General features: G+C 63.7%; 20 protein-coding genes and 1 riboswitch. Of the genes, 12 read left to right on the top strand and 8 right to left on the bottom strand.

The window, feature by feature from the left end:
- Positions 1 to 31 precede the first annotated feature (31 nt).
- From QQK95_RS15060 to QQK95_RS15045, 4 genes are all read left to right on the top strand, one after another.
- Positions 32 to 802: an alpha/beta hydrolase gene (locus QQK95_RS15060; protein ID WP_284273833.1), complete on the top strand. Its 771-nt coding sequence runs from the start codon at positions 32 to 34 to the stop codon at positions 800 to 802.
- Between the two features lie 148 nt (positions 803 to 950).
- A complete protein-coding gene (locus QQK95_RS15055) occupies positions 951 to 1,811 on the top strand; it encodes an alpha/beta fold hydrolase (protein ID WP_284273830.1) in 861 nt (286 codons plus the stop codon).
- A gap of 68 nt (positions 1,812 to 1,879) precedes the next feature.
- The gene (locus tag QQK95_RS15050; RefSeq protein WP_284273828.1) at positions 1,880 to 2,374 is read left to right on the top strand and encodes a DUF302 domain-containing protein; all 495 of its coding nucleotides are present in this window, start codon (positions 1,880 to 1,882) and stop codon (positions 2,372 to 2,374) included.
- The gene (locus tag QQK95_RS15045) at positions 2,295 to 2,564 is read left to right on the top strand and encodes a glycine cleavage T C-terminal barrel domain-containing protein (RefSeq protein ID WP_409371689.1); all 270 of its coding nucleotides are present in this window, start codon (positions 2,295 to 2,297) and stop codon (positions 2,562 to 2,564) included. Before QQK95_RS15050 ends, QQK95_RS15045 begins: the two co-directional genes overlap by 80 nt.
- Positions 2,565 to 2,593: 29 nt before the next feature.
- Here QQK95_RS15045 and sucD read toward each other — a convergent pair whose 3' ends face one another.
- The 5 genes from sucD to QQK95_RS15020 form a co-directional block, all read right to left on the bottom strand.
- Positions 2,594 to 3,493, bottom strand: a complete 900-nt coding sequence (gene sucD / locus QQK95_RS15040) for a succinate--CoA ligase subunit alpha (RefSeq protein WP_284273825.1) — start codon at positions 3,491 to 3,493, stop codon at positions 2,594 to 2,596.
- A gap of 14 nt (positions 3,494 to 3,507) precedes the next feature.
- The gene (locus QQK95_RS15035) at positions 3,508 to 4,692 is read right to left on the bottom strand and encodes a malate--CoA ligase subunit beta (protein ID WP_284273823.1); all 1,185 of its coding nucleotides are present in this window, start codon (positions 4,690 to 4,692) and stop codon (positions 3,508 to 3,510) included.
- A gap of 19 nt (positions 4,693 to 4,711) precedes the next feature.
- Positions 4,712 to 5,668, bottom strand: coding sequence for an HpcH/HpaI aldolase/citrate lyase family protein (locus QQK95_RS15030; RefSeq protein ID WP_284273821.1), 957 nt, complete (start codon positions 5,666 to 5,668; stop codon positions 4,712 to 4,714).
- Between the two features lie 11 nt (positions 5,669 to 5,679).
- On the bottom strand, positions 5,680 to 6,870 hold the full coding sequence (locus tag QQK95_RS15025) for an aminotransferase class V-fold PLP-dependent enzyme (protein ID WP_284273819.1): 1,191 nt from the start codon (positions 6,868 to 6,870) through the stop codon (positions 5,680 to 5,682).
- A 123-nt stretch (positions 6,871 to 6,993) separates the two neighbouring features.
- Complete coding sequence (locus QQK95_RS15020; RefSeq protein WP_284273817.1) at positions 6,994 to 7,614, bottom strand: LuxR C-terminal-related transcriptional regulator; 621 nt, start codon at positions 7,612 to 7,614, stop codon at positions 6,994 to 6,996.
- A gap of 424 nt (positions 7,615 to 8,038) precedes the next feature.
- Here QQK95_RS15020 and mgtE point away from each other — a divergent pair, with 424 nt between their 5' ends.
- The gene (mgtE, locus tag QQK95_RS15015) at positions 8,039 to 9,451 is read left to right on the top strand and encodes a magnesium transporter (protein ID WP_284273816.1); all 1,413 of its coding nucleotides are present in this window, start codon (positions 8,039 to 8,041) and stop codon (positions 9,449 to 9,451) included.
- A 147-nt stretch (positions 9,452 to 9,598) separates the two neighbouring features.
- Positions 9,599 to 9,985 (top strand): MerR family transcriptional regulator, encoded by a 387-nt coding sequence (locus QQK95_RS15010; protein WP_006203215.1) that lies wholly within the window; start codon positions 9,599 to 9,601, stop codon positions 9,983 to 9,985.
- Positions 9,986 to 9,991: 6 nt separating this feature from the next.
- On the opposite strand, the gene QQK95_RS15005 is transcribed toward QQK95_RS15010, so the two are convergent.
- On the bottom strand, positions 9,992 to 10,468 hold the full coding sequence (locus QQK95_RS15005; RefSeq protein ID WP_284273808.1) for a methyltransferase family protein: 477 nt from the start codon (positions 10,466 to 10,468) through the stop codon (positions 9,992 to 9,994).
- The gene (locus tag QQK95_RS15000) at positions 10,465 to 11,463 is read right to left on the bottom strand and encodes a heparan-alpha-glucosaminide N-acetyltransferase (RefSeq protein WP_284273806.1); all 999 of its coding nucleotides are present in this window, start codon (positions 11,461 to 11,463) and stop codon (positions 10,465 to 10,467) included. The genes QQK95_RS15005 and QQK95_RS15000 overlap by 4 nt, the downstream gene beginning before the upstream one ends.
- Positions 11,464 to 11,672: 209 nt before the next feature.
- Here QQK95_RS15000 and QQK95_RS14995 point away from each other — a divergent pair, with 209 nt between their 5' ends.
- The gene (locus QQK95_RS14995) at positions 11,673 to 12,872 is read left to right on the top strand and encodes an MFS transporter (RefSeq protein ID WP_284273804.1); all 1,200 of its coding nucleotides are present in this window, start codon (positions 11,673 to 11,675) and stop codon (positions 12,870 to 12,872) included.
- Positions 12,873 to 12,875: 3 nt separating this feature from the next.
- On the opposite strand, the gene QQK95_RS14990 is transcribed toward QQK95_RS14995, so the two are convergent.
- Positions 12,876 to 14,045: an aromatic ring-hydroxylating oxygenase subunit alpha gene (locus tag QQK95_RS14990; RefSeq protein ID WP_284273802.1), complete on the bottom strand. Its 1,170-nt coding sequence runs from the start codon at positions 14,043 to 14,045 to the stop codon at positions 12,876 to 12,878.
- A 131-nt stretch (positions 14,046 to 14,176) separates the two neighbouring features.
- Positions 14,177 to 14,374, top strand: a riboswitch (cobalamin riboswitch).
- 33 nt (positions 14,375 to 14,407) lie between these two features.
- Between QQK95_RS14990 and QQK95_RS14985 the strand changes: the two genes are divergently transcribed.
- From QQK95_RS14985 to QQK95_RS14965, 5 genes are read left to right on the top strand one after another with little or no spacing between them, the layout of a single operon-like run.
- Entirely contained in the window at positions 14,408 to 14,587 is a 180-nt protein-coding gene (locus QQK95_RS14985) for a CbtB domain-containing protein (RefSeq protein ID WP_027051280.1), read from the top strand.
- A gap of 15 nt (positions 14,588 to 14,602) precedes the next feature.
- The gene (locus tag QQK95_RS14980; protein WP_284273797.1) at positions 14,603 to 15,421 is read left to right on the top strand and encodes a CbtA family protein; all 819 of its coding nucleotides are present in this window, start codon (positions 14,603 to 14,605) and stop codon (positions 15,419 to 15,421) included.
- Entirely contained in the window at positions 15,414 to 15,929 is a 516-nt protein-coding gene (cobU, locus tag QQK95_RS14975; RefSeq protein ID WP_284273796.1) for a bifunctional adenosylcobinamide kinase/adenosylcobinamide-phosphate guanylyltransferase, read from the top strand. The genes QQK95_RS14980 and cobU overlap by 8 nt, the downstream gene beginning before the upstream one ends.
- Before the next feature lies 1 nt (position 15,930).
- The gene (gene cobO, locus QQK95_RS14970) at positions 15,931 to 16,545 is read left to right on the top strand and encodes a cob(I)yrinic acid a,c-diamide adenosyltransferase (protein WP_284273794.1); all 615 of its coding nucleotides are present in this window, start codon (positions 15,931 to 15,933) and stop codon (positions 16,543 to 16,545) included.
- A 13-nt stretch (positions 16,546 to 16,558) separates the two neighbouring features.
- A complete protein-coding gene (locus QQK95_RS14965; RefSeq protein WP_284273792.1) occupies positions 16,559 to 16,873 on the top strand; it encodes a hypothetical protein in 315 nt (104 codons plus the stop codon).
- Positions 16,874 to 16,886 lie beyond the last annotated feature (13 nt).

Here is a 16,886-nt window from a genome sequence, read left to right as displayed (position 1 = left end):
GCGTCGTCCGTCATCTCAACAGGAGCAACCAATGCGAAATCTTCTACTCTCAGTCGCCACCGTCCTCATGGCCGGAGCAACAGTCGCCGCCCCCGCCCAATCAACTCAACTGCCCAAGGGGGCGGCCCACAATATCGTGCTCGTCCATGGCGCTTTCGTCGACCAGACGAGTTGGAAGCCGGTTGCCGATATCCTCACGAAGAAGGGCTACAACGTAACGCTCGTCGAAAATCCGCTCACCTCCCTCGCAGCGGACGTCGATGCCACCAAACAGGCGCTCGCCAAACAGAACGGCAAGACCGTCCTCGTTGGCCACTCCTGGGGCGGTGTGGTCATCACGCAAGCAGGTGACGATCCCAACGTCTCGGCGCTGGTCTACGTCTCCGCATTCGCGCCCGACGTGGGAGAATCTCTGGCGAGCTTGGCCAAGAGCGGTCCGGCAACCGAAGGCGCCGCGGCGATTCATCCCGACGAAAAGGGCAACCTCTACATCGATCCCAAAGTGTTTCCTTCAGCAGTCGCGGCCGACCTTCCTGCGGAGATCGCCGAATCCCTGGCAAATCATCAGCTCCCGTTGAACCACACGGCGTTCGAGGCTCCCGTCGATACGGCAGCTTGGCACGACAAGCCGACGTTCTATGTGATCAGCACGAAGGACAAGGTCATCGCACCCGAGGTCCAGAAGATCTTCGCCAACAGGATGAAGGCCCAGACGACGGAAGTCGCCGGCAGCCATGCCTCCCTGGTCGTCCACGCGAAGGAAGTCGCCGCGGTGATTGAAAAGGCCGCACTCGTGAAGTGACGATACCGCTCCCGGCACCTTCGTGCCGGGAGCACCACGCGTGCTCGGCGGATTACGGAATGTCTGAGCCGCGAGCGGCTCAGACCTGGCCAAAACCGCACCAGCTGCTCCCACTCAATTATCTTGTGCCAAGCATCCGGAGGATGACATGACTGAGTTCGACACCGCGAGCCAGGACGCCGCCACGCTAGAAACGGCGCCCACCCGTTACATCGAAGGCGGCGGAATCCGCTTCGCCTATCGCCACCTCGGCCCATCGACCGGAACGGCGCTTGTCCTCCTGCAGCATTTCTCGGGCAATATCGACGCGTGGGACCCCGCGGTCGTGAATGCCCTGGCCGCCGATCGACCGGTGATCGTTTTCGACAACGCCGGGGTCGGTCGCTCGACAGGCCAAACGCCCGACAATATCGCGGCGATGGCCCGAGACGCGGTCGCTTTTATCAAACTGCTCGGCCTCTCCGAAGTCGACCTTCTGGGCTTTTCCCTCGGCGGCTGCGTCGCCCAGCAGATCGCTGCCGAGCACGGACGGCTGGTGCGCAAGCTCATCCTCGTCGGCACCGCTCCGAAAGGCGGAGAGGAGCATCTGTTGACGGTTCTCCAAGACGCGTTTTCCCAAAGCGAGGCGCCGGACGTTCGCCTGCCGCTATTCTTCACGAAGTCGTCCGCCAGCCGGTCGGCCGGCCTGGCGTTCCTGAAGCGGGCGAAGGTGCGTAAGGAAGATCGGGACACCGATAACGGCGGCGCGGTGACGGATCCGCAGGCCAAGGCGCTTATTACCTGGTGCGCCACACCTGATCCCGAGCACGCCATTCTGCGCGCCATCCGCCAGCCCGCCCTCGTGGTCAGCGGCAGCCACGACACCATGCTGCCGGCGGACAACGCCTACGCAATGTTCAAGGCTCTAAGCAACGCCCAGCTGGTCCTTTATCCCGATTCCGGCCACGGCGCCCTGTTTCAGTACCACGAATTGTTCGTCAGCCACGTCCGGACCTTCCTGGAAGCGTAATCGGCGGTGGCACAATCCCGGCGCGATCGGTCGCACCTTTATTCTTGAGAGCTGTTGCGGAGAAAGAAATGACAATCGCAAAGGTCGAGGTTGAGCGTTTCAGCCTGACGTCTTCCAAACCATTCGACGCCGTTGTGGCCGCGCTCAAGTCAGCGGTCGGGCAACCTGACATAGTCGAATTTTTCGAGGCGACGAGAGCTGCAAAATCCTTCCCGGATTTGGAACGCATTGTGCAAAACGGCCTGGGCCGCACAGGTCTCATGCTCTTTGCGGAATTCGACTTGGGCGCCATTCTGCGTCGCGAAACTGGAACCGAGACTCCCAAGAGCATGCGGTTCCTGGTGGGCAATCCACTCATCATGAAAGAAATGGTCAAGCACGTTCCCGATGCCGGATCTTACGCTCCGGTCACAGTCCTTGTTGATGAACGTCCCGATGGCGTGCGTGTCTCCTACGACAAAATGGAGAGTTGTCTGCTCCCTTATGGCAGTTTGGAGGCTCTTGCCGTCGCTCGCGATCTTGATGCGAAAATCACAACCTTGCTACGCGAATGCGCGCACTGAGCTAATGGTGACGCTTCAGGCGGCAAGTTGCTCCCACGCGTTCGGCCACGACATGGCATCGGCGCTGCTGCCGCCGGAGCTTGGCACGCCCGGCACGGTGCTGGAGGTTTCAATTCTCGGCGGCCGGCGCCCGGCAAGGGTGATCGCCGACTCTCCCTATGACCCGGAAGGCTCGCGCGGGCGTATGTGAGGGGCCCCCAGCGTGGAGCGGCGCGGAAATCACGCCGCCTTCTTCATCCGTGCCAGCGTATCGGCCACCACCTCGCCGAAGGACGAAGGCGTCGGCACGATGATCACGCCTGCCTCCTTCAGGATTTCGACCTTTTCCTGCGCCGACTCGCCGAAGGCCGAGATGATGGCGCCGGCGTGGCCCATGCGGCGGCCCTTCGGGGCGGAGAGGCCGGCGATGTAGGCGATCAGCGGCTTGCGCATGTTGTCGCGTGCCCAGATCGCCGCTTCCGCCTCCTGCGGCCCGCCGATCTCGCCGATCATCACCACGGCGTCCGTCTCGTCGTCCTGTTCGAACAGCTTCAATATGTCCTTGAAGGAGGAGCCGTTGATCGGGTCGCCGCCGATGCCGACGCTGGTCGATACGCCGATGCCGAGCGCCTTCATCTGCGAGGCCGCCTCATAGCCGAGCGTGCCGGAGCGGCCGACGATGCCGACGCGGCCGGGCAGGTAGATGTTGCCCGGCATGATGCCCATCAGCGCCTGTCCCGGCGTGATCATGCCGGCGCAGTTCGGGCCGATCAGCCGCATGCGGTCCTCGAAGCGGTAGCGGCGCATGTAGCGCTTGACCTGCATCATGTCCTGCGAGGGGATGCCGTCGGTGATGCAGACGCAGAGTTTGATGCCGGCGTCGGCGGCTTCCATGATGGAATCGGCGGCGAAGGGCGGCGGCACGAAGACGATGCTGGCCTCGGCGCGGGTCTCGCGCACGGCGCCCTTGACCGTGTTGAAGACGGGCAGGCCGAGATGCGTCTGGCCGCCCTTGCCGGGGGTGACGCCGCCGACCAGCTTGGTGCCGTAGCGCTTCATGTCCTCGGCATGGAAGCTGCCGATCTTGCCGGTGAACCCCTGGACGATGACGCGGGTGCTGCGGTTGAGCAGGATTGCCATTTTTTCGACCTCCCTCAGGCTGCTTTTTTCTTGGCGGCCGCGCGCCAGGCGGCGACGGCTTTTTCGGCGGCTTCCGCCAGCGTATCGGCGACGATCACCGCCTCGCCGGAATCGGCCAGGATGCGGCGCCCTTCCTCCGCCTTGGTGCCGGAGAGCCGCACCACCAGCGGCACCGTGACGCCGACCTCGCGGATCGCCTTGATCACGCCCTCGGCGACCCAGTCACAGCGGTTGATGCCGGCAAAGATGTTGACCAGGATGGTCTCGACATTCTTGTCGCCGAGCACGGCGCGGAAGGACTTCGCCACCCGCTCGGGCGAGGCGCCGCCGCCAATGTCGAGGAAGTTGGCCGGTTCTCCGCCGGCGATCTTGATCATGTCCATGGTCGCCATAGCCAACCCGGCGCCATTGATGATGCAGCCGATATTGCCGTCGAGGCCGACATAGGAGAGGCCGCGGTCGCTGGCGAAGGTCTCGCGCGGGTCTTCCTGGCTCTTGTCGCGCAGTTCGGAGATTTCCGGCCGCCGGAACAGGGCGTTCTCGTCGAACGACATCTTGGCGTCGAGCGCGATCAGATTGCCGTCGCGGGTCACCACCAGCGGATTGATCTCCAGCATCGAGGCGTCGTAGTCGCGGAACACCTGGTAGCAGCTGAAGATGGTTTCGGCGGCCTTGCCGATCAGATTGTGATCGAGGCCGAGGCCGAAGGCGATCTCGCGCGCCTGGAAGCGCTGCATGCCGACGCCGGGATCGACTGATGTGCGCAGGATGGAATCGGGAGCTTTCTCAACTATGTCCTCGATCTCCATGCCGCCGGCGGCCGACGCCACGATCATGACGCGCTCTTCCTTGCGATCGAGCACGAAGCCGACATAGAGCTCCTGCGCGATGTCGACGGCTTCCTCGAGGTAGAGCCTGGAGATCAGCTTGCCGCGCGGTCCGGTCTGCTGGGTCACCAGCTTGCGCCCGAGCATGGCTTCGGCAGCGCTCGAGATTTCCTCGTCATTGGCGCACAGCTTGATGCCGCCGGCCTTGCCGCGGGCGCCGGAATGAACCTGCGCCTTCAAGACCCATTTGCCGCCGCCGATCTCGCGCGCCCTGTAGGTCGCCTGTTCGGGGCTGTAGGCCAGCCCGCCGCGCGGCACATGCACGCCGTGCCGGGCGAGCAGTTCCTTGGCCTGATATTCGTGGATGTCCATTATTGTCCTCCCTGAGCAGTCAATGCGTGGCGGTTTGGCCGGCGCGTTCGATGGCTTCGTTGACCACCAGAACATTCCTCGCCATGCGTTCCGACGCGGCGTCGATCATCTTGCCGTCGAGGGCGGCGGCGCCTTTGCCCAGGGCTTCGGCTTCCTTGAGCACCTCAAGGATGCGCCTGGCCCGCGCGACCTCTTTTTCCGGCGGCGAGAACACGTCATTGGCGAGCGCGATCTGCGAGGGATGGATCGCCCATTTGCCTTCGATGCCAAGGGCGGCGGCGCGTTTGGCCCCGGCGATGTAGCCTTCTGGATCGGAGAAATCGCCGAACGGCCCGTCAATGGCGCGCAGGCCATAGGCACGGCAGGCGACGGTCATGCGCGACAGGGCGAAATGCCACTGGTCGCCGGGATAGTCGGGGTTGAGGCCGCCAATGTTGACGGTGCGCGCCTTGCAGCTCGCCGCATAGTCGGCGACGCCGAAATGCATGGCCTCCAGCCGGCCTGGCGTGGCGGCAATCGCCTCGACATTGGCCATGCCGAGCGCCGTCTCGATCAGCGCTTCCAAGCCGACGCGGGTCTTGAAACCCTTGGCCATCTCGATCTGGTTGACCATGGCCTCGACCATGTAGAGGTCGGCCGGCACGCCGACCTTCGGCACCAGGATGGTGTCCAGCCTGTCGCCGGCCTGTTCCATCACGTCGACCACGTCGCGGTACATGTAGTGGGTGTCGAGCCCGTTGATGCGCACCGAGACGGTCTTGCCCTTGGCGCGCCAGTCGATGTCGTTGAGCGCCTGGATGATGTTCTTGCGGGCGCGTTCCTTGTCGGGCGGGGCGACCGCGTCCTCGATGTCGAGGAAGACGAAGTCGGCGGCGCTGTTGGCCGCCTTGTCGATCATTTCCGGGCTGGAGCCCGGAACCGCCAGCTCGCTGCGCTGCAGCCTGAGTTTCTTCAAATGGTTGATGGTGTGGCTCATCGTCGGTTCCCTCAGGCGGCTTCGGCAACCGGCACGGCGGCCGAGGCGCGGAAATGCTGGATGGCGGCGCCGACGCCGGAGCCCGGCGCCAGCCTTACGCCGCAATCAAGCAGTGCCATTTCGGCCGCCGACAGCGAGGCGAGCACCATCACTTCGTTCAGCCAGCCGAGGTGACCGATGCGGAAGACCTTGCCCATCACCTTGTTGAGGCCGCCGCCGAGCGATGTCTGGTAGGTGCGGTAGGCACGCTTGACGATGTCGGCGCTGTCGATGCCTTCCGGCACCAGAATGGCGCTGACCGTATCGGAGTGCCATTTCGGCGCCCTGGCGCAGAGTTTCAGGCCCCAGGCGTCGACCGCCTTGCGCACGCCTTCGGCGAGGCGATGATGGCGGGCGAAGATGTTGTCCAGTCCTTCCTCGGCGATCAGGTCGAGCGAGGCGCGCAGGCCGCGCAACAACTGTGTAGCCGGCGTGTAGGGGAAATAGCCGGCATCGTTGGCGCGGATCATGTCCTCGAAGGAGAAGAAGCAGCGCCGATGGGTGGCGGTCCGCGACGCGACGAGCGCCTTCTTGCTGACAGAGAGGAAACCGAGGCCGGCGGGCAGCATGAAACCTTTCTGCGAGCCGCTGACGGCGCAGTCGACGCCCCATTCTTCCTGGCGGAAATCGATCGAGCCGATCGACGACACGCCGTCGACGAAGAGCAGGGCAGGGTGGTTGGCATCGTCGAGCGCGGCGCGGCAGCCGGCGACGTCGCTGGTCACGCCGGTCGCCGTCTCGTTCTGCGTGCAGAAAACGGCCTTGATGCGGTGCGCCTTGTCCGCCTTCAGCCGCTCGGCATAGAGTTCGAGCGGCACGCCGGTGCCCCATTCGCAGTCGATGACATCGACCTCGAGGCCGAGGCGCTCGGCCATGTCGACCCACAGATGCGAGAACTGGCCGAAGCGCGACATCAGCACGCGGTCGCCGGGGCTGAGCACATTGGTCATCGCCGCTTCCCAGGCGCCGGTGCCCGAGGACGGATAGATGAAGACGCGGCCGGTCTCGTTCTTGAAGACTTTTTTGATGTCCTCGAAGAGCGGTAAAGTGAGGTCGGGGAAGGACGCCGCGCGCATGTCCTCCATCGGCAGGTTCATCGCCTGCCGGACCTGTTCGGGGATGTTGGTCGGCCCGGGAATGAAAAGATGGGTGAAACCGGCCATGGTGCGAACTCCTCCTGATCCAGCAAAGCGGTGGGGGGAGTTTCGTTTCGACGGCTAATGCCGACAACACCTTGGCGGGTAAGATCTCGCCGCGCGCGGGTGGGGCGGGCCTACCCGGTCGGCCTACCCGAAAGGCTGCTTCTGGGTACGCCGCTCGCGCGCATAAAGCGCGACGGCCATCGCCCGGTTGCGGACGTCGAGCTTGTCGTAGAGATTTTTGAGGTGGTACTTCACCGTGTTCTCGGAAATGCCGGTCCGTGTTGCGATCTGCAGATTGGTCCAGCCGTCGGAAAGCACCGCCAGCAGCTCGCGCTCACGCACCGTGAGCTGCGCGAGCGGCGTGTCGTTGACCTTGTTGATGTCGATATAGGGGATGCAGATACGGCCATGCGCGACAGCAAGGATCGTGTCGAAGATAATCGCCGGATCGTCGAACTGGAAACAGTAGCCCTGAGCGCCGAGCCGCACGCATTGCTTCAGGATGCCGATGTCATGGTCGTTGGAAAAGACGGTGATGCGGACATCGAGCTTGCGGCTCTGGACCTCGGCCAGCACATCCGCGCCGTCCATGTCGGCGAGCTTCCAGCCGATGATTGCGACGTCGAACCCGCCCTTTTCAGCAAGATCGAGGAATTGCTTGCCGCTTTGCACGCTGCCCAACAAGTCGAAACGACCGTCGCATTCAAGCATTTCGCGCAGCGCCGATATGACGAACGGATTGCGCTCGGCGACGACAATGCGCATGCGCCTGTCGCCAATTGCCTTGCTCGTTTTCCCGGGCTTGCTGTTCAAGGGCCGTTTTTGTCCTGGGCTGGTTGTGCGGCAACTCCGAGGCCAGGCTTCAGGCCTGGACCCGTATCATGACAATTCTGCCCCAATCACGCCGGGGTGCTCTTTCCCCAGCGACATCGGCTGTCGCGCCGTCTGAAGCCGCGATTGGCTGGTTCCTGATCGGACAGGCATTGCCGGGTCAGGCATCCGCGATGCGCTCGCCGGGTGGCGTGGAACCAGCGTTTCGTTTGATATTCCGTGCCTTAGAGCGATAAGTTCTCAAATCGAATCGCGTCTGCGGGCGAGATGCATCGGATTTCCGCGAAACCGGTTTCCGCTTTAAGGTCCGATGCTCTAGACCTGAGACACAATTTTTCCGGGATGGCGGGAGGCGCTGGTGGAGGACAAGCAGACGATCTCCGCCAAGGCGGCTGACGGCTCCCACGCCGACATCTATGGAGAGGACGGTGCGGTCCTTCCGTCCTTCCTTGCGCAGATCGGGGCCGCGATCGCCGATCGCGATACGCTGACCCTCAAGCATGAAGTCGACCATCTGCATCAGTCGGAACTGGGCGACCTGATCGAGGCGCTGCATCCCGAACAGCGGCGAGCCCTGGTCGAACTGCTGGGCGCCGATTTCGACTTCTCCGCGCTGACCGAGGTCGACGAAGCGATCCGCATGGAGATCGTCGACCATCTGCCCAATGCGCAGATCGCGCAGGCGGTGCAGGAACTCGATTCCGACGACGCCGTCTACATTCTCGAAGACCTTGAAAAGGAAGACCAGGACGAGATCCTGTCGCAACTGCCGTTCACCGAACGGATCCGGCTGCGCCGCTCGCTCGACTATCCGGAAGAAACCGCCGGGCGGCGCATGCAAACGGAGTTCGTCGCGGTGCCGCCGTTCTGGACCATCGGCCAGACCATCGACTACATGCGCGAGGACAAGAACCTGCCCGAGCGCTTCAGCCAGATCTTCGTCATCGACCCGACCTTCAAGCTGCTCGGCGCCATCGATCTCGACCAGATCTTGCGCACCAGGCGCACGGTCAAGGTCGGGGAGATCATGCACGAAACGCGGCACGCCATTCCGGCGACGATGGACCAGGAAGAAGCGGCGCGCGAATTCGAACAGTACGACCTCTTGTCGGCCGCCGTCGTCGACGAGAACGAGCACCTGGTCGGCGTGCTGACTATCGACGATGTCGTCGACGTCATCCAGCAGGAAGCCGAGGAAGATCTGCTGCGCATGGGCGGTGTCGGCGACGAAGAGCTTTCCGACAGTATCTTTTCGACCTCGCGCTCACGCGTTCCCTGGCTGCTGATCAATCTCTTGACGGCCTTCCTGGCGGCTTCGGTGATCAGCCTGTTCGACCGTACGATCGAGCACATCGTGGCGTTGGCCGTGCTGATGCCGATCGTCGCCGGCATGGGCGGCAATGCCGGCTCGCAAACCATGACCGTCACCGTGCGGGCACTGGCGACAAGGGATCTCGACATCTACAATGCCGGCCGCATCATCCGCCGCGAAATGGGGGTCGGTTTCATCAACGGCATCGTCTTCGCCATCCTGATCGGCATTGTCGCGGCGGCTTGGTTCCACGATCGCAATCTGGGCGGCATCATCGCGGCGGCGATGATCATCAACATGTTCGTCGCCGCACTTGCCGGCATCCTGATCCCGCTGCTGCTCGACCGTTTCAAGATAGATCCGGCGGTTGCTTCGGCGGTTTTCGTCACCACGGTGACCGATGTCGTCGGCTTCTTTGCGTTTCTCGGTCTCGCCACATGGTGGTTCGCCGTGCCGTGAAGGCACACGCGTCCCTCAATTGACTTTTACGTAAATGCCGTGCGAGGCTCGTTCGGGGGCCATGTCGATTCCGACGGGCAAGGGTTTGGTTCGGGACGGAGAGGCAGCGCCGCGTGGCGTTGCCCAGGGTTCGGGCATGGAGCGACAATGCGGGAATATTATTCGATCACCGAACTGACCCGCGAATTCGACGTGTCGACGCGGACGCTGCGTTTCTACGAGGATGAGGGGCTGGTGCAACCGGTGCGGCGCGGCCGCACGAGACTGTTTCGGCCATCAGACCGCCATCTCATCCGGCAAATCATGCGCGGAAAGCGGCTCGGCTTCTCGATCAACGAGATTCGCGAAATCATCCAGATGTACAAGGAGCCGCCGGGCGAGGTCGGGCAGCTCAAGCTGATGATCAAGCGCATCGAGGAAAAGCGCGAGGATCTCAGGCAAAAGCGCCGCGACCTCGAGGAGACGCTGGCCGAACTCGACCAGGCCGAGGAATCCTGCGTGGAGCGGCTGGTGGAGCTCGGCGTCAATACGTAACGCTGTTCAGATCCAGCGCCGCACCCTTTTGGCGTAATCGCGGTATTTCTTGCCGAACTTCGCCGCCAGCATCTTCTCCTCCCGCTCGATGGCAACCTTCTGCGTGGCGAAGGCCGCTATGAACGCCAGCGGCAGGAACCAGACGATCCCCGTGACAAAGGCGACGCCGATCAAAAGCAGTGTGTTGGCGAGATACATCGGGTTGCGGGTGATGCCGAACGGACCTGTGGTGACGAGGTGGTCCGGCATCGCATTGGGGTTGAGCGTCGTCCTGGCCCGGACCATGGTGCGGATGGCGGTGAACCAGAGTGCCGCGACGCCGAACAGCGCCACCCAGCCGGCCGCGAACAGCAGGTCGCCCAGCAGGTCGCCGATCCAGGGCAGCGGATAGAGCATGCCGAGTATGACGCTGATGGCGATTGCCGCGACGTAGATCACCGGCGGCCACGGTATCACACCGGGCTTCGGCTGGTTTTCGGTCATTGCGTTCCTCCCTCGTCCATCTTGTCCTCGGTCTGACCCGTGCATCTGGCGGCCAGATCGCCCAGATGCGCTCGGAATTCCGCAGTCTGGTCGTTGTTCTCGAGCCGATCAAGCGCGGCCTCGCCCTCGAGCGTCGTCAGCATGCAACTGCAATAGCTCGAACAGAAGGTCGCGTTGCGCGTCTGCTCGCATGAGCGCTGGCAGGTTTTCAGGAAATTGACCTGCACGGTTTCGACCTGGGCCGGCATGATTTGCGAGAACAGCCAGACGCAGCCGATCAGCAGCGGCTGGTGGATCAGGTAGAAAGCGAGGCTGTGGCGGCCGATGAAGACCAGCGGATTGGCCCAGCGGCCGGGCATGAGGCTCGCCAGGCGGGCACGCAGGCCGGAGGCCGAGGCGAGTTTCGCCACCCCGATGCCGACAAGCACCGCGCCGAACCACGGAAACAGCGGCACATAGTCGTTGGAGCGTGGATTGATCGCCGACAGGCCGATCCACCACAGCCAGGGATGGTCGAGAGCCTCGAAGCGCAGATAGACGGGCGCCGCGATGACCAGCGCGGCAATGACAAGCGTCAGCAGGGCCGGCAGCCGCAGGAAGGCGAGGCCGAGCAGGCTGGCGAGCGCGATCTCATGCAGGATGCCGAAGAAGATGAACCCGTCCGGCGTCGCGATGCGGGTGACCACTGAAATGGCGATCGCCGCTCCTGCGACCATGGCGAAACGTTTCCAGAAACCGTTCCAGCGGATTTGCTGGCCGTGGGCGAGGTAGAGGCTGACGCCGACCAGGAAGAGGAAGGTCGAGGCGATGCAGCGCGCATAGATCTTCCACCAGCCGAAGGCGGTGAGGCCTGGATCGGTATAGCCGAAGAATTCCAGGTCCCAGGTGAAATGGTAGCTCGCCATGGCCAGCAGCGCGATGCCGCGTACGATGTCGATGGCGACGATGCGCCTGGACGGTTCCGGAACGGGTGCGGTCGGCGTGTGGATGGTCATGGTCTCGCGTTCTGATTCAGCCCCGCCTGAGGACTATCACGGTTGGACGGGGCAGAAGAAGGCCGGGGCACCGGATCAAGCGACGCTTTAGGCCAGCGCCGGGAAGTCGTTGACCGGTTTCGCTTTTCGCCGGTTACACGTCGGTTTCCTCTTAATCGTCCGGGAACGGCCAAGGCAGATTTGACCGGTGATTCTGCTTTGGGGAAGCAATGTCCACCCATGTGCGCCATCCGATCTGGCTCCCGGCCCTCAGGGCCGCGGATGCGCGCACCTTCGCCTCGCTCTATGCGGTCGAATCCTTCGCCCGCGCCACGGTGTCGAGCGTCATCCCGATCCAGGCCTACGAGATACTGCACAATGAGCAGATCGTCTCGATCCTCTATACCATCGTGGCGCTGCTCGGCCTGTCGGTGACCTTGTTCATGCCGATGCTGATCCGTCGCTTTGCCCGGCGCTGGGTCTACACCGCCGGCGCCTGCCTGCTCGCCATCGGCTCGCTGTTCTTCGTCACCCACACGCTTGCCGGGCAACTGGCCGGCATGCTGTGCCGCGTCATGGGCGCCAGCGCGCTATCGATCACGCTCAACCTCTACATCATGGACCACATCCGCAAGACCGACTTCATGCAGGCCGAATCGCTGCGCATGGCGTGGTCGATGTTTGCCTGGACGGGAGGGCCGACGCTCGGCATCTTCCTCTATACGCGCTTCGGCATCTATGCCGCGCATGGCGCGGTGGCGGTGTTCGCGATGGCGCTTTTGGCGCTGTTCTGGACCTATCGGCTGGGCGACAATCCGTCGATTCGGCCCGGCAAGACACGGCCGGCCAATCCGCTCGCCAATATAGGCCGCTTCGTCGCGCAGCCCAGATTGAGGCTTGCCTGGCTGATCGCCTTCGGCCGCTCCTGCTTCTGGACGACGTTCTTCGTCTACGGGCCGCTGTTCATGGTGATCACCGGCGAGGGCAAGCTGGCCGGCGGCCTGCTGGTTTCGGCCGGCAACGCGCTGCTCTTCATGGCGATCTTCTGGGGCAAGGCCGGAAAACGCTTTGGCGGCCGGCGCACCATGACATTTGCCTATTTCGCCATGTCGGCGATGCTTCTGGCTGCCGGCACTGTCGGCGAAACCGTGCCCCTGCTCACCGGCGCCTTCCTGCTGTGCGGCGCCTTCTTCACCATCGCGCTCGACGCGCTGGGGTCGACCGCCTTCATGCGTTCGGTGCGCTCTTATGAGCGGGCGCAGATGGCGGCGGTCTATCGCACCTATCTCGACTTTTCCGAACTGACGCCGCCGCTTGTCTATTCGGTGGTGTTGGCCTTCTTCGGATTGGGCTCGGTGTTCGTCACGCTCGGCCTGCTGGCGGCGGTTTGCGGTTTTGTCACGTGGCGATACTTGCCGAAGTCGCTGTGAGGATCACGGTGAAAGTGCCGCATGCTGCTCGCGCACCCAGTTGTGGAAGCGGTGCAGGTCGTATTCCTCGGGCATGAGCACGCCGGCGGCGTGGCGCATCGAGCGCAGGCCCCTCTGGTTGACCTCGCAGATGGCGGCATCCTCCTCCAGCACCTGTGTGCCGAAGGCGACGATGTTGTCGATATCGGTCGTGGCCAGCGCCTCGGGCGTGAACAGCCACTCGGCGACAAGTTCGGTCTCTTCCGGGCCGAGCGGCACCAGGCGTACGGTCCTGACATAGTCGACATGGCCGACGATGAACATCGAGGGCAGGCTGGTGGCATAGGTCTGGCCGGCGGCGCGTTCGGCCGGCGTCAGGCCGGAGAAAATCGGCCCGTGCGCCTGGCCGTCGCGCGACCAGGTCTCGGCGCCGGCGCGCAGGCCGCCGGAAAATTCCGGTGCATCATTGTCGGCGTTGCGCGTCCATTCGGGGTCGTCATGCCGGCTCATCAGACCGCGGCCATAGATCGGCACCAGTCGTGACAGGTCCTTGTGGACGCCCGGGCAGTGCAGGCACTCGTTGAAGTTCTCCCAAAAGATCTTCCAGTTGCAGTGCATCACCTTGCGCAGCACATGGCCCGATACCAACGTTTCCAGCGGCCAGTTGGCTAGATTGCCCGAGGCCGGATCGAAGGATGCCTGCGCGGAGCCCGCCGCATCCTCCCGCAGATTGACGAACACGAAACCGCGCCACACCGAGAGCGCGACGCGGTAGAGCGGATGGTCGGCCTTGTCGAAGCCGTCCGGCAACGATTTCGACGGCACGCGCACGAGGTCGCCGCGCAGCGAATAGGACCAGGCATGGTAGGGGCAAGTGATCAACCGCGCCTTCAGCCGGCCTTCGCTCTCCTGGCAAAGCTGCGAGCCGCGATGCCGGCAGGTGTTGTGGAAGGCGCGCAACGCGCCGGTGTCGTCGCGCAGCACGATGATGTCCTGCGTGCCGATGCGGAATCGGCGGAAGGCCAGCGGCTGGGCCAGATCGGCCTCGCGGCAGACGAGAAGCCAGTTTTTGTACCAGATGGCGTCGAGGTCGCGCTGGTAGCTCTCACCGTCCCAATAGGCCGACGAGGGCAGGGTCGGTTCGGCCTGGGTCAGGCCATTGTAAGGGGCGCGCTCGCTGGCAGTGGGCTGCATGGCTGGCTTCCTGTGAAGCGGCCAGCCGACACCCGGCCAGGAAAATTGTCAATTGTCGCGCCTGGAGACGGCATGGCGCAATCGCGCTGTTTGCCGGCGGAATTTGGTTTGCCGCGTGTCGCGATTTTCCCTATAGTCATGCAGTCGTCGGTTCCGTTTTGGAGCCAAGAGGGAATGCGGTGCGGGCGAAATTCTTGCCCAATGCCGTGGCTGCCCCCGCAACTGTGTGCGGTAGTCCTCTCCATATGCCACTGAAGATTAGTCTTCGGGAAGGTGGGGAAGGGCGCTGATCCGTGAGCCAGGAGACCTGCCGACGACGGCAAAACTGACAGGCCCTCGGGTGGAGGGTGAAAGGACAAGATATGAATACCGCTTCCGTCTCCCTCGGCGCCTCCGTCTCCTCGCAGTCGCGCTTCATGCAGTTGGCGCTCGCCGCGCTGCTCGGCACGTTCATCATCGGCTTCGTCGGCTTCTCACATATCGATGCGGTCCACAATGCCGGTCATGACAACCGGCATTCGATGGCGTTTCCCTGCCACTGACGAGGATCTGACATCATGAATCTGTTTCGCAACGTCGTGTTCATCGCGGCGATCGCAGGGCTCGTGGCCGGCGTCGTCCTCGCCTGCATGCAGGCCTATGCCACCGTGCCGCTGATCCTCAAGGCGGAAGTCTACGAACAGGCCGAAGGCGGCCATAGCCATGACCATGCCGCCGCACCCGCGGCGCCGGCCAATGCTGCCAGCGACAACGCCATGAGCCCCGCCGCACCGGCAGCACCGAATGCCATGAGCGCGGCCACCCCGGCTCCGGCCGCAGCCGCCGCCCCGGCCGAAGACGAGGGCTGGGCGCCGGCCGACGGCTTCGAGCGCTTTGCTTTCAATGTCGTGTCCAATGTCGTCACCGGCATCGGCTTCGCACTGATCCTGGTCGCCGTTTCGGAATTCGCCGGCGGCATCGGCAATTGGCGCCAGGGCGTGTTCTGGGGTCTGGCCGGCTTTGCCATCTTCACACTGGCGCCCGGCCTCGGCCTGCCGCCGGAACTGCCGGCCATGCCCGCGGCCGACCTGACGCAGCGCCAGATCTGGTGGGTGGCGACGGTGGTAGCAACGGCAATAGGGCTCGGCCTGATCGCGTTCCGCAAATCGCTGCCGCTGGCCATCCTTGCCGTGGCGCTGATCGTTGCTCCGCACATTGTCGGCGCGCCGCAGCCCGACAGCTTCGAGACGCCGATCCCGGAAGGCCTGCACCACCAGTTCGTGGTGGCGGTGACGCTGACCAACCTGGTGTTCTGGCTGGTGCTCGGCGCCATCGTCGGCGTGGTGCGCGGACGCTTCACCGGCACCGCGACCAGCCTGCGCGACAGCTTTGCCTGATCGCAACAAGCTGACCTTCATCATCGGCGGTGCGCGCTCCGGCAAGAGCGCGCACGCCGAAACCCTGGCGAAGGCGTTGCCCTCGCCATGGACCTATATCGCCACGGCGCAAGCCTATGACGGCGAAATGCGTGAGCGCATCGCACTGCACCGCTCGCGGCGTGGCGAAGGCTGGGCAACCATCGACGCGCCGCTCGACCTTGCCAGCGCGCTCGAGGCCTTGCCCGACAACCAGCCGGTGCTGGTCGACTGCCTGACACTGTGGCTGACCAATCACATGCTGGCCGATCACGACATCGGCGCTGAGTGCCGGCGGCTGGCGGATGTGCTGTCGCGGCCGCGCGGCCCATGGTTCGTCGTCTCCAACGAAGTCGGGCAAGGCATCGTGCCGGACAATGCCCTGGCGCGCCGCTTTCGCGATGACGCCGGACGGCTCAACCAGCAGGTCGCGGCGATCGCCGATACGGTGCTGCTGATGGTGGCGGGGCTACCGCTCAAGGTGAAGTGATATGACCGACATCGACAACAAGGACGAAGAGCGCCATCGCGCCAAGATGGCCAAGCGCAAGGCGGTGCAGGACGCCGAGGTGGCGGCAAAGACGATCGAAAAGGGACTGCTGATCGTCAACACCGGTCCGGGCAAGGGCAAGACCACGGCCGCCTTCGGCCTGGCGCTGCGGATGCTTGGCTACGGCAAGCGCGTCGGCGTCGTGCAGTTCATCAAGGGCAAATGGCACACCGGCGAGAAGGATGCGTTTGCGGCTTTCGGCGACCGCGTCGTCTGGCACGCGATGGGCGAGGGCTTCACCTGGGAGACGCAGGATCTGAAGCGCGATATCGCTGCCGCCGAGGCGGCCTGGGCCAAGGCACTGGAGTTGATCGCCGATCCCTCGATCAGCCTTGTCGTGCTCGACGAACTCAACATCGCCCTGCGTTATGATTATCTCGATCTCGGCAAGGTGGTCGCGGCGCTGAAATCGCGCCGCGAGGGCCTGCATGTCGTCGTCACCGGCCGCAACGCCAAGCCGGCTCTGGTCGAGGCGGCGGACCTGGTCACCGAGATGGGTGTGACGAAGCACCACTTTTCGGCAGGTGTGAAAGCGCAGCGGGGGATCGAGTTTTGAGCGAGGACTATCTTTGGAACAAGCGGTAATCGTCTATCTTCTTCTCAGTGACGGTCAGTTTGGAACGTCGGAAGAACGCGCATCCATTCTCGCGCTAGAGAATCAGCTGGAGCAAGCCGTTGGGAATGCTTCGGTCGGCGAGTTCGATGGCGATGAGTTTGGCGAGGGCAAGTGCATCCTCTACATGTACGGGCCAGACGCTGAACGACTTTTTGTTGTGATCGAGCCATTGTTGAAATCATCTCCCGAGGCTGCCGGCGGGTACGCGATCAAGAGGTTTGGCGGGGCAGCCGATCCAAGCGCGCAGGAAGTTCGTGTCACTTGGTAGGTCGGGTTTCTGA

The organism is Mesorhizobium huakuii, from assembly GCF_030160235.1.
GTDB lineage: Bacteria > Pseudomonadota > Alphaproteobacteria > Rhizobiales > Rhizobiaceae > Mesorhizobium > Mesorhizobium huakuii.
Note: the sequence above shows the minus strand (reverse complement) of the source record. Positions and strands in the feature narration are given on the sequence as shown.

What these genes read in the sequence shown, in the direction of transcription:
- QQK95_RS15045 (WP_409371689.1), top strand. Translation starts at nt 2,295, where the DNA reads ATGGCAGTTTGGAGGCTCTTGCCGTCGCTCGCGATCTTGATGCGAAAA.
- QQK95_RS14995 (WP_284273804.1), top strand. Translation starts at nt 11,673, where the DNA reads ATGTCCACCCATGTGCGCCATCCGATCTGGCTCCCGGCCCTCAGGGCC.
- QQK95_RS15035 (WP_284273823.1), bottom strand. Translation starts at nt 4,692, where the DNA reads ATGGACATCCACGAATATCAGGCCAAGGAACTGCTCGCCCGGCACGGC.
- QQK95_RS15010 (WP_006203215.1), top strand. Translation starts at nt 9,599, where the DNA reads ATGCGGGAATATTATTCGATCACCGAACTGACCCGCGAATTCGACGTG.
- QQK95_RS15025 (WP_284273819.1), bottom strand. Translation starts at nt 6,870, where the DNA reads ATGGCCGGTTTCACCCATCTTTTCATTCCCGGGCCGACCAACATCCCC.
- QQK95_RS15030 (WP_284273821.1), bottom strand. Translation starts at nt 5,668, where the DNA reads ATGAGCCACACCATCAACCATTTGAAGAAACTCAGGCTGCAGCGCAGC.
- QQK95_RS15050 (WP_284273828.1), top strand. Translation starts at nt 1,880, where the DNA reads ATGACAATCGCAAAGGTCGAGGTTGAGCGTTTCAGCCTGACGTCTTCC.
- QQK95_RS15005 (WP_284273808.1), bottom strand. Translation starts at nt 10,468, where the DNA reads ATGACCGAAAACCAGCCGAAGCCCGGTGTGATACCGTGGCCGCCGGTG.
- QQK95_RS14980 (WP_284273797.1), top strand. Translation starts at nt 14,603, where the DNA reads ATGAATCTGTTTCGCAACGTCGTGTTCATCGCGGCGATCGCAGGGCTC.
- QQK95_RS14985 (WP_027051280.1), top strand. Translation starts at nt 14,408, where the DNA reads ATGAATACCGCTTCCGTCTCCCTCGGCGCCTCCGTCTCCTCGCAGTCG.
- QQK95_RS15000 (WP_284273806.1), bottom strand. Translation starts at nt 11,463, where the DNA reads ATGACCATCCACACGCCGACCGCACCCGTTCCGGAACCGTCCAGGCGC.
- QQK95_RS14990 (WP_284273802.1), bottom strand. Translation starts at nt 14,045, where the DNA reads ATGCAGCCCACTGCCAGCGAGCGCGCCCCTTACAATGGCCTGACCCAG.
- sucD (WP_284273825.1), bottom strand. Translation starts at nt 3,493, where the DNA reads ATGGCAATCCTGCTCAACCGCAGCACCCGCGTCATCGTCCAGGGGTTC.
- QQK95_RS15060 (WP_284273833.1), top strand. Translation starts at nt 32, where the DNA reads ATGCGAAATCTTCTACTCTCAGTCGCCACCGTCCTCATGGCCGGAGCA.
- QQK95_RS15020 (WP_284273817.1), bottom strand. Translation starts at nt 7,614, where the DNA reads ATGCGCATTGTCGTCGCCGAGCGCAATCCGTTCGTCATATCGGCGCTG.
- QQK95_RS15055 (WP_284273830.1), top strand. Translation starts at nt 951, where the DNA reads ATGACTGAGTTCGACACCGCGAGCCAGGACGCCGCCACGCTAGAAACG.
- cobO (WP_284273794.1), top strand. Translation starts at nt 15,931, where the DNA reads ATGACCGACATCGACAACAAGGACGAAGAGCGCCATCGCGCCAAGATG.